Genomic DNA, 15763 nt, shown 5'->3' with positions numbered 1-15763 from the left:
TAATCATTATGATGACGAATTGTGGTCAATCAGTTCATCGAGCGTGACGTTGGCGTTTTCTAGCGTAACTAATGTCGCTGAACTGTAATGGCTACCCGTTCCATCGCGGTCAATCGAGACTACGGTATTATTATCGGTGTGGCTGACCGAAATATAATTTCCTAAACTGCTCGACTTACCATCCCAGCCAACGAGTAGCGCCGAGACATCAATGTGGTCGCCTTGTGCCGCAGAGAAATCGGTCCAGGTATCGTTACCATTACCGCCGGTATTATCATCAGCCAGTAGTTTGTAAACTACGGTATCCGCACCACTTCCTGTCGTGAAGGTATCGTCATACGCCGTACTTGCGATGGTATCGGCATTGGCGCTACCGGTAATCACTGGATGCAGATCGATGGTTAACTTAGCGGTCGATGAGGTGCCATCGCTATCGTTCAATGAATAACTGAATGTCTCCTTAGTGGTAATGGTCGAGGTATCAATACCGGCTTTTAAGGTATAGGTATAAGAACCCTCATTCGATATCACTAAGGTACCGTATTTGCCATACAGTGTGGCCGTATCACCGCTCACTGTACTGCCGCTCGAATCGGTAATCGATTTATCGCCACCACTCACCGTATAAGAGACCGAGGTGCCTGAAGCGTTATTGCCGGTCATGGTAAAGGACTGATATTGAATACCGAAGGTGTCGGCGACGCTATCAGAGTCAGTGCCATCTAGGATATTGCCTGACGTGGTTTCTGATACGGTATAGTGGTGAGTCGTATCGACCGAAGTTCCAGAAAGAGAACTTGTGATGGTTAACGCCGCACCGCCAAGCAGAGCCGACTTATTGGTCGCACTGTAGGCTAAGGTTATAGTGTAATTCCCTTCTGTTAGCTCAGCTAACCCCATATCGGAGAGTGAGATAGTTTGGCTCGTACTAGTCCCTAATAGGAGGGAAGCATTACTCAAGGTTAACGACTCAGATTCGCCTGTCGTCACATTCAGTATCGTTAAAGTGCCTGATACGACCGTGGTTGATAGATTAAGAATACTATTAGCTGCCGTAAATTTTAGTACTAAGCTTGCGTCATCTAATGTTGTTCCAGAAGCTACCGTGATCGATTGTGAAACCGAATTAGTAACCACTGCATTTTTGGCAACGGTTACCCCATTAACCAAGGTATCAGTGGTGTAGGTTAAACTACTACCCGCTGCCAATACGGTGGTATCACTAAGTGATACCACATCCGCTACCGCCGTTGAGTGCGTACCTTCAATAGTCAGCGTTAAGGTCGCTGTTGCAGTCTGTCCTGACGCATTGGTAATGGTATAAGTGAAGACATCCGATTTACCGATATCACTGTTCCCGCTGGTCGGTTGATAGCTATAGCTTCCATCCGCAGCAATGGTAAGGACGCCATACTCTCCAGTAATGGTTGTTGTGCCACTACTTGCCACAGTAACCGCGCTCGATCCGTCGACACTCGTTGCCACTACGCTCGTCACATGAATACTGGTTCCAGTATCCGCAACATCTCCCGCAGTATCAGAACTTAATACATTGCCGCTGGTTTCACCGAACACGTACTGGACTGAATCGGTAATATCGACACTCAGTACCGTACCAACATTTGCGCTCACCAACAGTGATAATAATCTTCCCACCACGGAAGATGAGTTAGCGGATGACACTGCGACGGTATACGTTCCGGAGGTCAACCCCTGAATATAGACCGAACCGCTATAGGTTAGGTTAACCAGTCCAGCGTTAATCGAAATAGCATTGGATAGAGTTTGAACAACCTCACCCGTGCTCGTATTAATCACCGATAAATCAGCACTAAAGTTATTTAACCCTAACAGTGATAGCAGAGAAGTTAATCCCGCAACAGCGCTTAAGGCTACGCTACCGCTCACATCCAATGTGACGTCTTCCGACGTATTATTACTCACTGTAAAATCAAAGGTGTTGGACGAGAACAGCGATATATCGACCACACTGAGCGCGGTCAACCCTACCGCTTGAACAATGTTTCCCGATGTTCCTGTGAGGTTATCTTGAACAGCGGTAACCGTTGCCGTATGCGTATCAGCATTGGCGATAAGCTGATCATCTGTTCCAGAGCCACTGTTATCAGAGTAGGTAACTATGCCCTTATCTGATTCATTGTTTGACGAGTCAGTGAGCGTAACTGATAAGTCCTGATTTATTGACAGCCCTTCAGGTAGTTTGACCTCAAATGTGCCATCGTCATTTACTGTCCCGCTGGCTACAACATTACCGTTACTGTCGTACACTTTAACGGTTGTCCCTTCTTCACCTTTACCTGATAGCATTAAACTGCTGTCATCTATCACAAGATCGGTAGGTTCGTTTGGTGCCGTAGTATCTTTAGCCGTTACCGAAACCGTCTCGGAAGTATTCCCTGTGGTATCAGAAGCGGCAACGCTGAGCGTCTGCCCATTCGTTTGTGCGGCGTCTAAAGTGACAGAGAAGGTCCCATCACTGTCCACTTTACCGGTTCCCAACGCTTTACCATTTATATTGGTAACCGTAATAATCGATCCGATCTCACCTTTACCTGTAACGGTTACGCCATCATCGCTTAGTAGAACATCAGTCGGTGCTGCGGGTGCCGTGGTGTCTTTAGCTGTAACAGACGTTGCAATGGAGGTATTACCCGCCTTATCGGAGGCAGCAACACTCAATACCTGTCCATTAGTTTGGGCTGTCGACAAAGTCACAGAGAAGGTACCGTCAGCGGCTGTCGTTGCACTGCCTAAAGTTGTGCCAGCAGCGTCTTTAATAGCCACCGTTGAGCCCGCTTCAGCCTTACCAGTAACCGTTACACCGTCATCGCTCACAACAACATCAGTCGGTGTTGCGAGCGCGGTCGTATCTTTAGCTGTGACACTGGCGGGATCTGAGGCATTACCCGCCGTATCGGTCGAGACAACGCTTAGGGTTTGGCCGTTGGTTTGTGGTGTGGTTAAGGTTACTGAGAACGTCCCATCCGCACCAACTGTGCCGGTACCTAGCGCTTTACCGCTTGCATCGGTCACGGTGACTGTTGAGCCAACTTCACCTTTACCAGAAATCGTTTTTCCGTCATCGCTTAGCTGAACACCACTTGGTTCAGCCGGAACCGTAGTATCTGGAGCGGAGATTGTCGCCGCCGAAGACGTATTGCCCGCAGCATCAGTAGAGGTGACGCTTAGGGTTTGACCATTAGTTTGCGCAGTAGGAAGGGTAACGCTGAAGGTGCCGTCGCTGCCCACCGTTGCACTGCCAAGCGTATTGCCCTCGGCGTCTTTGACGGTGACCGTTGAGCCTACTTCGCCTTTGCCGGAGATCGTTTTTCCGTCATCGCTCAGCTGAATACCGCTTGGCTCAGTGGGAGCAGTGGTATCTCCCGTTTCACCATTCACGACAGTATTGCCAGTAGTAGTTGTTGTTTTACTACCAGACTCACTGTCAGAATCGTCATTATCCGAATGTCTATGGTCGGACTTGGATGCTCCCAATAGCATGGCACCTATACCAAGCAGAGCAGCCCCAGCTATTGTCCAAGCACCTATGTGCTCATTCGCTGTAGTTTGTGTACCCACTTCGGCTAAAGAATCGATTGATGTATATGCCGCTGCATCGGTACCAGGGTTTTCAAGCCACCACAAAGTCCCATCATGCGGGTCTTCTAACACTAAATCACTGTGCTGCCCATTTGCACCAACAGTGAAAAAGTTTTTAATAGTGATTTTTTCATGGTCATTAAGTTCGACAATCAAATCATTATTAACACGAGAAAAGCTTTTAATATCTTCACGGCTAATGGCTATTTTCAATATCGATGCTGAGTCGAGCGTAACGACGGAAGAATGCTCTGTATAGCTACTTCCCTTTTCTTTCGATAAAGCAACAATATTCATCATAGAATTAGCCTCAATAATATTTTTTGATAATTATATTTTTTAGATGCGCGTGAGCTAGTTCCGCTTAATAAGCAGAATTTTTAGTGAGTAAGATTATTCCTAAGTCTTCAAGCAATAGTGAAAGTAGAGAAAACGACATAGTAATGCAACGAGATATTCAATAAATATTTTTTATTGATAAATCACGGTTACCTTTGCAATTATGTAAGGTGTGTCACAAATTTTGAACTTATAAGAATCAGGTGAATCCTCGAGGGTATACCGTTTGAAGAAACTAAAAAGAATGATAAAAACAACCCACTAAGGATAATTTCCATAGTAAACACATCAAAAATAGCCTTTTTTATCGATATATTGGTTCAGAGCATATACATATCGAGGTATAAATAGTCAATCAATCGACGTTTTTCACAATAGTGAATAGTCAATTAATTTAATGAGTTAGGGACGAAGGGGAAGGGATGTAATTAACGGTGCAGTTCGCAATTTGATCAAACGTTTATTTTCACCACAATTAAAGACCTAGGCTTTCTCTAACATAATCTCTAGCCAATAAAATATCTTATGGATATCCCCCTTTCTCTCCGACCTTAATGCAATAGATTCTGAGAATCATGCAAATAATTTTCTTGAGAAACAAAAAATCCTAAAAATAAAAAACGCCAAATCGATATTTAATATCACAAAATAAGACTTATTTTTCCAGATGGGATTATTTTTTATGAAATTACAGAAAATAAAAAAATTTCATATTTTTATTAGATTTAATAATATGATCAGAAAAGCGAAGAGCTTTCTCCAAGGCTAAGTGCAGATAAAAATTCCCCACGCTATACCCCCTCGAAAAGATCCGCCCCATCACTTCCTGCTCAGGTCAGCATCGTTCGCCCCTAACAAGCTAGGAAGGCTACATCGGAAAAAACCTCAGAAAAGTGCTCTTTATCAAAGTAAAGCGATAAAGTTGGCCGATTAATAATGGTTATATAGTTATATTAAAAAGTTATAGGTAATATTTATATAACAAAATAACAGAGCAGTATGCCAGCGCGGTCAACGAGAAAAGTCGATGTCAGGGAGACTTACTCATTGGCATCGAATTACCATGAAAGCGTTCCCATGCTGTATAAAAGCCCAATCAAAGGAACGTATTTCATGATGAGCAGTGTCAACGTATCACGTCGCCGTTTTTTACGGCACTCTGTGATCGCCGGTATCTCCGTGTACCTCGCCCCGCTACACAGCAAAGCATTCGCCGCGCTATTTGAAAATCAACTCTTGACCCTACCCGCTTGGGATCCTGCTTCCAAACACCTTCGCTTTCGTATCGATGGTAAAGCAAAGGCGATGGGTAAACAACGCCAGCCAGAATCCAGTGAGGAGTCTATAGATTTAGATAACCTGACGAGAAAACAACAACGATAACTTTATTCAAGGCTAAAGCAGGTTGGGCAAATAAAAAGGAGAGTTGCAAAAGGCTATCAGCAGAAAATAACTCATCATCAATATGACCAGTTAGCGGCGGAATTGAAGGCAAGAGGGTTTGCAGGTAGCGGAGGTGAAATTGAACATCTGACCAAGGGCGAGAGTTTTCCATCTGGTGGCGGCTTACGAATTTTCTATGAAAAGTACAGGCTGAAAGAAGACGATAGATGGCAATCTTACCTTCAACTTTATTAATTTTTGCCTAGTGTGAGATTTAGTCCTTTTACTCGCGAGACATCATAACGCAATTCCCGGGCTTTTCTCTTACACTCTTCTAGGGCATCAAGCCATTGCGATGGAGTGGGGAGATCTTCGCTGGCGGCGCTAAGGTCAACAGTGTATAAAAATTTACCATAGCCGAACTCGCCAGCAATCAGTGTGACAACTTTCGCAGGTGCAACCAACTCGATACTCGCCTTTCTCATCGCTATTCGCTCTTCATTACCATTAGCAGAATTTAAGTATTTATACCTCACCAAATTTTAAAAAAAAATCAAAAAATGGACTTTTATCTTTTAGAATTCTTATGCTCTGTACTTATATACAGTTTTTATGAGAGGGGGGAGTAATGGGTAGTGAATTCGAAGAGATTGTCAGATTGGAGCGAGTCGAGTTAATAGCAAGACTCGCATCAATAGGAGCCCTTAAAGAAAAGGACAGAGAAATAGCATTGAATATCATTTCATGGTTATTATGGTGAAATTATGCAATATTATTTTCTCGCATAAACGCCAAAATTTTATGATGCCGGCCATCACTGTTTATTTACGCTAATAATGACTACGAGAGGTTTTTATGTTAATGAGGCTCATACTGATATCAGCTATCGTGCTAGTTACTCTAAATGTACAAGCTTCAATGATAAAAATAATACCTAGTACAGTAACCGTCATGCAAGGAAGTGAGGCAAAATATTACCTGTTAGCCCAAGAGAAAGATGATGTAAGCAAAAATATATCTCTGCATGGATTACCTGAAGGGGCAACATGGAGTTTGGTCTGTACCGGTACTAGAGGAGATAATTGTAAAAACGATTATGGATCCAATGACCTACCGATATTTACATTAAATGTAAGCATTCCACCTACTACTAAAAATGGTAATTATAATATAGAAATACAATCTAACCTTAAAAATAGTATCACTCAATCTTTCAAGTTACAGGTTGTTGAACCTATTAAGTTCTCTCATCCAGGGATATTACTTAATGCAGAAATGCTTGCAAATATCAAAAACACATTGCTAGAAAAAGACTCAATGAGATACAAAGCATTATTGTCTGCTAAGAATAGCACCTATGGGAACCTAAATTATAAACCCCACCCTCATTCATCGATAAACTCTGATGATCAAACAGGGGTAGATTACAGAGAAGATGCTATTGCAGCGTACACTCAAGGACTACTTTGGTACATCACTGATGATAACCGTTATGCCGATAATGCTATAGCTATTATGAATGCATGGTCGCAAACATTAAATAGTAACTTACAAGGCGCTAATAGGTTTAACTTAGCTGCATGGTCAGGGGATGTATGGCCTCGAGCAGCAGAAATTATTCGTTCAACATATTTAAATAGTCAAGGTATATCTGTTTGGTCTTCATCGGACATTAACAATTTCAGTCAGATGTTAAAAAAATACACTATAGAATTCATAGAGAAAAACTATTTTACAAGCGGAAATTACGGTGGAAACTTGCTTAGTTCACAAGCAACAGCATTCATTAATATTGGCATTTTTAACAATGATACTAAAACGTTTCTTGAAGGTGTAGATAAATGGAGAAAAATGCTACCAGCTTATATCTATATGAAGAACGATGGTACATTACCGATGCCGCCTTATTTTTGGAGAAATAGCTATATTTCATCAACATCTTTACTGAGTACAGCTGGATACTGGAGAGGACAGCAATTTAATTCATCATCCATCGGGGAAGGTGGGTTATCTCAAGAGACATGTCGTGACATAGGCCATGTTATATGGGGACTATCAGCTCTAGCAAATGGTTTGGAGTCAGCGAGAATCCAAGGTTATAATTTATCGAAAGAAGAGACATTGGGGACCGTAAATGCAGTAAGACTTAAATATGGTTCCGAATACAATACAAATTTTTATGACGATAAAAGCGCGATACAACCAGATTCAGTAAATAATCCTTGTGGAAAAAAAATTGATTTAGGGTCTTCTGTAGGCAAGGGAGAAGTGTTACTTGATGAGTTGACTAATAGAAACCAGTTAGCACTTCCAAATAGTGAGCTGTTTATAAAAGGCTTTAGACCTACTGGGGCGAGTTATTTTATGATTTGGGAGACTTTGACACACTATCAAAACCCCTAAAGATCATAATAGTTTATTTAAAAGATTAAGCGTATTTGCTTATGATTTTGTTCAGCATTTCCCATAAAACAAGAATCATATGTAATTTATCACCTGATGTTTACTCTGCGCTTAAACTGCATGAAAACGTATGAGTCTCTTGCACTCCAAATCGTCCTAAAGCCCGCGCCGAGCGGTTTTTTTTACGCCTGATAAAAAAAAAGAGAATTCGAGTATCACCATTCGAAAAAACATCAACAAAAAAGCCACTCAATCGAGTGGCTTAATGTCCTGATTTAACAGGTAAAATTTGGTGGCCCCTCCCAGACTTGAACTGGGGACCAAACGATTATGAGATGGTTTACACGGCATTTAAAAACAATAACCTACATTAAAATCATGTAGTTAAAAACTTAATATGGATAAATACACATATATATCAATAAGCTCACGCGACACTTTTGCGACAATTAATAGGATTTAGTTTTAAGGCATCACCGAGATGATCTGGAGCAAAATGAGCATATCTCATAGTCATTTTTATATCGCTATGGCCAAGTATTTTTTGGAGAACTAGAATGTTGCCTCCATTCATCATAAAGTGGCTTGCAAATGTGTGCCTGAGTACGTGAGTAAGTTGCCCTGCGGGAAGCTCTATATTCGCGCGCTCAAGAGCATTGCGAAAAGCATAATAGCAAGGTTTAAAAAGACGGCCTTTAGCCTTAGGAATGGCAGAGATGATTAAAGGATCTAAAGGTATTGTTCGGTTTTTTTTGCCTTTTGTTTTTATGTAAGTGACGCGGTCGAAAGAGAGCTGAGAACTTTTCAATGATTCCGCCTCGCTCCATCTAGCGCCAGTAGATAGGCAGATTTTGACAATTAAAGCTAAGTCAGGAGAGCTGCTATTCAAACATTCAGCTAACAAGGTGTCTATTTGCTCGCTGGTTAGATAAGCCATTTCATGTTCGTCTATCCGAAAATGTCGAACATTTTCCAGCGGGTTTTCCCTTTCCCATTCCCCTAGTCTTTTTAATTCGTTGAACACAGCTAAAAAGTAAGCAAGCTCAAGATTGACTGTACGGGCTGAAACCTTAGAAACTCTGCTGGTTCTAGAAAAAAGACCATCCAATCGCTTTGCTCTGTAAGAAGTGAATACCTGAGCGTTAAATTCGTTAGCCTTAGGATGGCCCATGCATTCGATGGCCCATCTCATGGAACTCATCCTAGCCTTGCCATCACTCAACGTAATTCCATGTCTTTCGTACCAGGTTTCTATAAGATCATTTAGAGTGCGTGACTCTTTTTTTTCTCCTAACCATGGAGAAGAGTCAATTTTTTGAAGGGTATAATTTTCAAAAGCAGTTGCTTCGTGTTTGGTCGAGAACTTTTTTCTGACTCGCTTGCCGCTCTTCCCTTCACTTCGGTCTACAGTATAAAAATCAGCAATCCAATCGCCATTATTTAACTTTCTAACTGCCATATATCGCGCACGCTCACTTGAAAAAAATCAACACTCGATAGTCATTATGACTTTGCCAATAACGGTAATATCTGAAATAGAACAGTCGAATGTGGTATTGCTACCGTTTACTCGAACCATATTAGTAGGTAAGTGAGTTAAGGTTCGAATACTAGATTTTCCTGCTACCTGAACAAGCCACATGCCATCATAGGTTTCTTTAAAATCACATTCGACAACGTAGGCAGTGCCATCGTTAACATACATTCCTTGATTTGGAAGAGATTTGCCAGCAGGAAAAAGCGACTTATCAAGGGAGATAACTCCATCTTCGAAAAGCTGCCCATCTACAAGCTTGTGCTTATTCAGCCTCAAAAATGTAATAGAGACCTCATTAAATTTATCTCCGTATCCTGTGGCCAGCCACTCAAGATTTACTCCTGTTTCAGCCATACAACGCACAACTATGTCAGAAGGAAAATAATCCCTTTTATAACGCATAGCTAAGCTACTGCTAGCGATACCAAGGTGATCAGCTAATGCTAGTTTTGTGTGAAATCCGTAAGCCTCTATTACTCTCGATAGAACTTCAGTGCCACCGGATTCGAAATTAATTTGTAGACTCAAGGTAATTTCTCCTTTACAGAACGCATTAGCGAGAATATGATGCGAACTGTAGACTTTAGTGAATAATACTTATATTTAACCATATCAGCCTATATTGACGTATAGGCGTATACAGGAGTTTGCCTCATGAGGCCTAATATTACAATTACGATCCCTGAACCATACCTACCTTTAGAAGAGTATTGCCGTAGAACAGGCTTAAACCGTAATACGGCTGACAAATTAATCTCTGATGGAAGACTGCCAATCAAGCCAAAAGGTGCCAAAAAGAAAGGACTGGTTGAAGTCAACATGGCTGCATTAACAATCCAAGCCCTTTCAGAATGCGATATTGCCCTTACCGTTTAATCGAATATACACGCTAGATTGAGGCTAAACATGTTTGATTTTAAGGTTTCCATACATAAGCACTTTGATGATGCTTGTTCAGGGTTCGCAAAGAGACACAATCTTGAGCAACTTGCAGAGCAAGCCGGGATGCAACCGCAAACCCTGCGCAATAAGTTAAACCCCGAGCAAGTACACCAGTTAACGGTGAGAGAACTGCTTACGCTTACCGACTTAACCGAGGACTCGGCTTTAGTTGATGGTGCACTTGCCCAATTAAATTGTCTTCCTTGCGTTCCAGTGAATGAAGTGGCTGACGAGAAATTTCCCACTTACGTTCTCAAGGCAACGGCAGAAGTCGGAATCTTAGCCGCCAATGCCGCAAACCAAGGCGCAATATGTAACGCAACTCGCCGCAATGTGATGAACAGCGTAAACATGGGGATTCGTTGCTTAACACTGGCTGCTATTGCTGTGCAATCACGGATTCACTCAAGCCCTACGTTAAGCACGACAGTAGACGCGATCAGCGGCATTGGCGCATCAATCGGAATGAGCTGAGGTAAACATGATTTCATTCGCAGCAAGGCTAAAGAAAAAAAGCCCATCTATGTCTTATGGGCACGGTTGGATTATCGGTGCCGACGGAAAGCTTTTTCACCCTAGCCGATCTCAGTCTGACTTATTACAAGCATTAACAACACGCAAGAAGGTGAACACATGGCAATCGAAGGTGCAAACACTGTGCAACTTAGTGCGGGCCAACGTGTCTCGACACTAAATCACATTGCTGCTATTCGTGGGCAGTTTTGGGGTGATAGCTGGAAAGAGGTTGAACGGTTTATTGATGATATGCGTGACCCGCGTGATTCAAATAACGAGGAGAATATTCGAACCCTGTCAGCAATATTTTATTTAGCAAAGATACCAACAAATAAGCACCACTTATCGCTGAGTGAATTGACGACTGACGAAAGGACAGCGCTAGTTTCAGCGATGAATCAACTAAAAGCAGTCGTGAGTTTATTCCCCAAGCGAATAGCCTTACCAAACTAAATAAAACCGTTAATTAAATGGCGTCAACTCGCCGGGCATTCTTTTGCCTAAATTCAGGAGTTAGAACGATGCGAAATATCCAAAAACATCAAATTAAATCAGATAACGACGCGTTAGTTGCGTTACTGGCAAAGGCCAAAGACGAAGAGCGCAAAGACCGCGCATTAATGGCTTCCGTACGTTTAGATAAGTTAGCCGCCCACATTGCCAGCAATGAGTTAACAGGTATTGAAGCTGCCGAATTGCTACGCCAAGAGGCTGCACGTTATGAGCACGAATCGCAGGAGTTTCACTAATGGCCGACTCAATGGACTTTACGCAAGAGCGCACCGAAGAGATGCGTCAGCGCAATGTAGATAATGTGCTTAACAGGCAAAAACTACCATCGCGTAGTTTCTGCGTTGATTGTGACATGCCTATTCCAGAGCTGCGCCGCCGTACATTGATTGATGTAGAGCGCTGCGTTGATTGCCAGCAAATATCAGAGATTAAAAAAAATAATTTCAGAGGGAAATGAAATGATTAGTTCAGTAGCTACATGCAGGGCGAAAAAATGGGTCGAAAAACAAATGGTAATCATTGACACCGAAACCACGGGGCTTGGTGATGATGCAGAAATCATTGAGGTAGCAGCATTAAGATGTGACGGGAAAATAATGCTTAACACTCTAGTCAAGCCTTTAAAGCCCATCCCTGTCAGCGCAACAGCTATTCATGGAATAACAAATGAAATGATAGCCAATGCTCCTTCATGGCCAGAGGTTATTGGACAGCTAATACTAGCTGCTGGTTCTGATGATTTTTTGGCTTATAACTCGGCATTTGATGCAAGACTGATTAAGCAAACAACTTATGAGCACTATGGTGTTATCTCGGTCTTATTCGAGCGATTTCATGAAAGACACTGTTGCGTCATGGATGCCTACGCAATGTACAGAGGCATTAAAAAAGGAGATGGGTACAAGAAGCATAAGTTGATTGATGCAGCAGAGCATGAAGGTGTAGTTATCGAAGGTTCTGCTCATCGTGCGCTTTCGGATTGCTTACTAACATTAGAGTTAATAAAGGTCATGGCTAAGGGTGATGGCCATGAATAGCACTATCCTAAAATGGGCGGGCAATAAGTCCGCCGTCATACCGGAACTAGCAAAGCACCTTCCTCATGGCTCGCGATTGGTAGAACCTTTCGCGGGTTCTTGTGCTGTGATGATGGCAACGGATTACCCCCAATACCTGATAGCAGACGTCAATCCCGATTTAATTAATCTCTATAAGCAGATCCAGGCGAATACCTCTGCTTTTTTGACGCACGCAAAAGCGATGTTCACTCAAGGGAATAACTCGCAACTTAGATTCAATGCGATTAGACAAGCATTTAATCAAGGCACTCTCGAGGGAGGTGTTTTTCGCGCGGCTTTATTCCTTTTTCTTAATCGCCACGGTTATCGCGGACTTTGTCGCTACAACCAAAAAGGACAATTTAACGTCCCTTACGGTAATTATAAAAAGCCCTACTTTCCTGAGCGTGAGATTCTGGCGTTTGCCGAAAAGGCAAAGCGAGCAACATTTCTTTGCGCTGGGTATCAAGAGACTTTAAAGCAGCTCAAGGCGGGTGATGTCGTGTATTGCGATCCACCGTATGACGATACTTTCGCGGGTTATCACACAAGTGGATTTAATAAGGCCGACCAACAGGAGTTGGCAAATTATCTTCGGGTTGCGGCATTACACGTTCCTGTCATTGCTTCTAATAAAGATACGCCTTATATCCGCGAAATTTACCAAGAGTTTGATGTTAGTGAATTGATAGTAAAACGCAGTATTGGGGTTTCCGCTGGGGAGAGCAAGCAAGCCAATGAAGTGATCCTAACCAAGGCTCCTGCTATTAATTTTTTTTGGGGGTTAGATTATGCGTCACGCCCTGACCGTTCAGCAGTGTTACGGGTGCCTCAATGACTTCACAATACGCTTACCCGTGGAACGCTCCACGGGAAGCAGTAAACCCTTATATTTCCCCTCAAGCGCCAAAGCCTTCGGCGCTTTCAAACCTGATCGCTCTCTATAAAGCTGACGATGCACATAAAATCGCGCAACAAGAAGCTCTGAGCGATGAGGTTTGGAATAAGTTCTTTTTCAATGAAACCCGCGATCCTATCCAGCGCGAGTATGACCAACAGAACAAACTTAGTCATGTTGCGATGGCTAAAGAGCAGCAAGCATTAGACCCTGTTTTACATATTATCGCCGATGTTAAGGCACAACCTCCCCATATCAGTAAACCGCTGCTCGAGCGGATCACTTACTTTCAAGGACTTGATAAGCCTAAATTCTATAACCGCTATCTGTTTGAGACCATTAAGCCCTGTCTCAACCGCCTTGATGTTGTGCGAGATAGCCAAATATCCAGCTCGTTTAGATACATGGCAAGCCTTGAAGGGTTAGATGGATTATTAACGCTGCCTGAAATGAATCAAGAGCAAGTAAAAAAACTCTCTACGCTCGTAGCTTCGCACATGGGGATGTTCCTCAATGAAGCGAGCGATCATCTTTTCCAAGAGGAAAACGTTAAACCAGAAGAAATCCGTAGCGCATGGGAGAGCGTCGCAGCCCAAGCAATGAGGCTAGACGTTATCCCTCCGGCGTTTGAGCAATTACGCAGAAAAAAAAGCAGACGAAAGCCTGTGCCTTACGACCTTATTCCGGGTTCATTGGCGCGGATGCTTTGCGCTGATTGGTGGTATCGGAAACTGTGGAAGATGCGCTGTGAATGGCGTGAAGAGCAATTGCGTGCAGTATGCCTTGTTAATAAAAAAGCCTCGCCTTATGTGAGCTATGAGGCCGTGATCCATAAACGCGAACAGCGTAGAAAGTCGTTAGAGTTTTTCCGTTCACATGAGTTAGTGAATGAGGACGGTAATACGCTAGACATGGAAGATGTCATAAACGGTAGTAACAGTAACCCTGCTAACCGCCGCAATGAAATGATGGCCTGTGTTAAGGGCCTTGAACTAATCGCCGAAATGCGTGGTGATTGTGCGGTATTTTACACCATTACCTGCCCTTCGCGCTTTCATGCAACGTTAAGCAATGGTCGCCCTAACCCAAAATGGACAAGCCAAACCGTCCGGGAAAGTAGCGACTATCTGGTTAATACTTTCGCTGCATTCAGAAAGGCCATGCACAAAGCAGGGTTGCGCTGGTATGGCGTGCGCGTTGCCGAGCCTCACCATGATGGCACTGTCCACTGGCATCTACTTTGCTTCATGCGCAAAAAAGAGCGTAAAGAAATTACAGCCCTATTAAAAAAGTTCGCCATACGAGAAGACCGTGAGGAGCTGGTCAATGGTACTGAGCCTCGTTTCAAGGCTGAACTTGTTGACGAGCGAAAAGGCACGCCGACTAGCTATATCGCTAAATATGTTAGTAAAAATATTGATGGGCGCGGGTTGTCAGATGAAATCAGCAAAGAGACAGGTAAATCACTCAAAGATAGCGCCGAGCATGTCACTGCATGGGCCTCGCTTCACCGCATACAGCAATTTAGATTTTTCGGCATCCCCGGTCGCCAAGCGTATCGCGAGTTGCGTTTACTTGCAGGGCAAACCGCACGAACTCAGCCCCAAGCCAAAGCGGGAGCGCCTGTTTTATCCAATGAGAAAGTTGATGCAGTCTTAGCGGCAGCAGACGTGGGCTGTTTTGCAACCTACATCATGAAGCAAGGCGGCGTATTGGTACCAAGAAAGCATCATATCGTTAGAACCGCTTACGAGCTTAATGACGAGCCTAGCGCTTATGGCGATCACAGTGTGCGCATTTATGGTGTCTGGTCGCCGCTTATCGAAGGTCAAATTTGCACACACGCGGTTAAGTGGAAAATGGTTCGTAAGGCCGTTGACGTTGAGGAGGCGCAAGCCGACAAGGGCGCTAGCGCCCCTTGGACTCGTGGCAATAACTGTCCCCTAGTAGAAAAAACAACCAAAATTGAGAAAGAACAAAGCGAGCCAGAACCCAGTGAGGAGCCTATTGATTTAGATAACCTGACGAAAAAACAACAACGGGAACTCTATTCAAGGTTAAAACAGGTTGGGCAAATAAAAAGGCGTGTTACTAAAGGCTATCAACAGAAAATCACGCAACATCAGTATGACCAGTTAGCGGCAGAATTGAGAGCAAGAGGGTTTGCAGGTAGCGGAGGTGAAATTGAACACCTAACCAAGGGTGGTAGTTTCCCATCTGGTGGCGGCTTACGCATTTTCTATGAAAAGAATAGGCTGAAAGAAGACGACAAATGGCGATCTTACCTTCAAGTTTATTAATTATTGTCTAGTGTGAGGTGTTGTCCTTTTACTCGCGAGACATCATAGCGTAATTCTCGTGCTTTTCTCTTGCACTCTTCAAGGGCATCAAGCCATTGCGATGGCGTAGGGGGATTTTCGCTGGCGGCGCTAAGGTCAACTGTGTATAAAAATTTACCATAGCCGAACTCGCCAGCAATCAGTGTGACAATTCTAGCAGGTGCAACCAACTCGATGCTTGCCTTTCTCATCGCTATTCGCTCTTCATTACCAT

At 43.3% G+C, this 15763-nt stretch carries 16 protein-coding genes; 11 read left to right on the top strand and 5 right to left on the bottom strand.

Going from position 1 to position 15763, the window contains the following annotated elements:
* Positions 1–6: 6 nt before the first annotated feature.
* Complete coding sequence (locus BMX14_RS03525; protein WP_092672884.1) at positions 7–3921, bottom strand: Ig-like domain-containing protein; 3915 nt, start codon at positions 3919–3921, stop codon at positions 7–9.
* 1152 nt (positions 3922–5073) lie between these two features.
* Between BMX14_RS03525 and BMX14_RS03520 the strand changes: the two genes are divergently transcribed.
* Entirely contained in the window at positions 5074–5343 is a 270-nt protein-coding gene (locus BMX14_RS03520) for a hypothetical protein (RefSeq protein WP_092672881.1), read from the top strand.
* A gap of 251 nt (positions 5344–5594) precedes the next feature.
* Here BMX14_RS03520 and BMX14_RS03515 read toward each other — a convergent pair whose 3' ends face one another.
* Positions 5595–5828 carry a hypothetical protein gene (locus tag BMX14_RS03515; protein ID WP_092672878.1) on the bottom strand — a complete coding sequence of 78 codons (234 nt, stop codon included), beginning with the start codon at positions 5826–5828 and terminating at the stop codon, positions 5595–5597.
* A gap of 370 nt (positions 5829–6198) precedes the next feature.
* On the opposite strand from BMX14_RS03515, the gene BMX14_RS03510 reads away from it, so the two are divergent.
* Entirely contained in the window at positions 6199–7746 is a 1548-nt protein-coding gene (locus tag BMX14_RS03510; RefSeq protein WP_092672874.1) for an alginate lyase family protein, read from the top strand.
* A 427-nt stretch (positions 7747–8173) separates the two neighbouring features.
* Here BMX14_RS03510 and BMX14_RS03505 read toward each other — a convergent pair whose 3' ends face one another.
* Both BMX14_RS03505 and BMX14_RS03500 read right to left on the bottom strand, forming a co-directional pair.
* Entirely contained in the window at positions 8174–9205 is a 1032-nt protein-coding gene (locus BMX14_RS03505; RefSeq protein ID WP_092672871.1) for a phage integrase, read from the bottom strand.
* A gap of 27 nt (positions 9206–9232) precedes the next feature.
* Positions 9233–9811 (bottom strand): phage repressor protein CI, encoded by a 579-nt coding sequence (locus BMX14_RS03500; RefSeq protein WP_092672868.1) that lies wholly within the window; start codon positions 9809–9811, stop codon positions 9233–9235.
* A gap of 126 nt (positions 9812–9937) precedes the next feature.
* On the opposite strand from BMX14_RS03500, the gene BMX14_RS03495 reads away from it, so the two are divergent.
* The 9 genes from BMX14_RS03495 (at position 9938) to BMX14_RS03455 (ending at position 15510) form a co-directional block, all read left to right on the top strand.
* Entirely contained in the window at positions 9938–10159 is a 222-nt protein-coding gene (locus tag BMX14_RS03495) for a regulator (protein WP_092672865.1), read from the top strand.
* Positions 10160–10189: 30 nt separating this feature from the next.
* Complete coding sequence (locus BMX14_RS03490; protein ID WP_092672862.1) at positions 10190–10699, top strand: phage regulatory CII family protein; 510 nt, start codon at positions 10190–10192, stop codon at positions 10697–10699.
* Between the two features lie 7 nt (positions 10700–10706).
* Positions 10707–10919: a phage filamentation protein Fil family protein gene (locus tag BMX14_RS03485; protein ID WP_092672859.1), complete on the top strand. Its 213-nt coding sequence runs from the start codon at positions 10707–10709 to the stop codon at positions 10917–10919.
* Entirely contained in the window at positions 10859–11194 is a 336-nt protein-coding gene (locus BMX14_RS03480) for a DUF5347 family protein (RefSeq protein ID WP_092672856.1), read from the top strand. The genes BMX14_RS03485 and BMX14_RS03480 overlap by 61 nt, the downstream gene beginning before the upstream one ends.
* 68 nt (positions 11195–11262) lie before the next feature.
* Positions 11263–11490, top strand: a complete 228-nt coding sequence (locus BMX14_RS03475; protein WP_071431294.1) for a DUF2732 family protein — start codon at positions 11263–11265, stop codon at positions 11488–11490.
* Positions 11490–11711: a TraR/DksA C4-type zinc finger protein gene (locus tag BMX14_RS03470; RefSeq protein ID WP_092672853.1), complete on the top strand. Its 222-nt coding sequence runs from the start codon at positions 11490–11492 to the stop codon at positions 11709–11711. Before BMX14_RS03475 ends, BMX14_RS03470 begins: the two co-directional genes overlap by 1 nt.
* A gap of 1 nt (position 11712) precedes the next feature.
* On the top strand, positions 11713–12291 hold the full coding sequence (locus tag BMX14_RS03465; protein WP_092672850.1) for a 3'-5' exonuclease: 579 nt from the start codon (positions 11713–11715) through the stop codon (positions 12289–12291).
* Positions 12284–13150 carry a DNA adenine methylase gene (locus BMX14_RS03460; protein WP_092672847.1) on the top strand — a complete coding sequence of 289 codons (867 nt, stop codon included), beginning with the start codon at positions 12284–12286 and terminating at the stop codon, positions 13148–13150. The genes BMX14_RS03465 and BMX14_RS03460 overlap by 8 nt, the downstream gene beginning before the upstream one ends.
* Positions 13147–15510 carry a replication endonuclease gene (locus tag BMX14_RS03455; protein WP_092672844.1) on the top strand — a complete coding sequence of 788 codons (2364 nt, stop codon included), beginning with the start codon at positions 13147–13149 and terminating at the stop codon, positions 15508–15510. The genes BMX14_RS03460 and BMX14_RS03455 overlap by 4 nt, the downstream gene beginning before the upstream one ends.
* On the opposite strand, the gene BMX14_RS03450 is transcribed toward BMX14_RS03455, so the two are convergent.
* A complete protein-coding gene (locus tag BMX14_RS03450) occupies positions 15507–15740 on the bottom strand; it encodes a hypothetical protein (RefSeq protein WP_092672841.1) in 234 nt (77 codons plus the stop codon). The genes BMX14_RS03455 and BMX14_RS03450 overlap by 4 nt on opposite strands.
* Positions 15741–15763 lie beyond the last annotated feature (23 nt).

It is taken from the genome of Rosenbergiella nectarea, assembly GCF_900111105.1.
Taxonomy (GTDB): domain Bacteria; phylum Pseudomonadota; class Gammaproteobacteria; order Enterobacterales; family Enterobacteriaceae; genus Rosenbergiella; species Rosenbergiella nectarea.
This window is presented reverse-complemented; position numbering and strand designations above follow the sequence as displayed.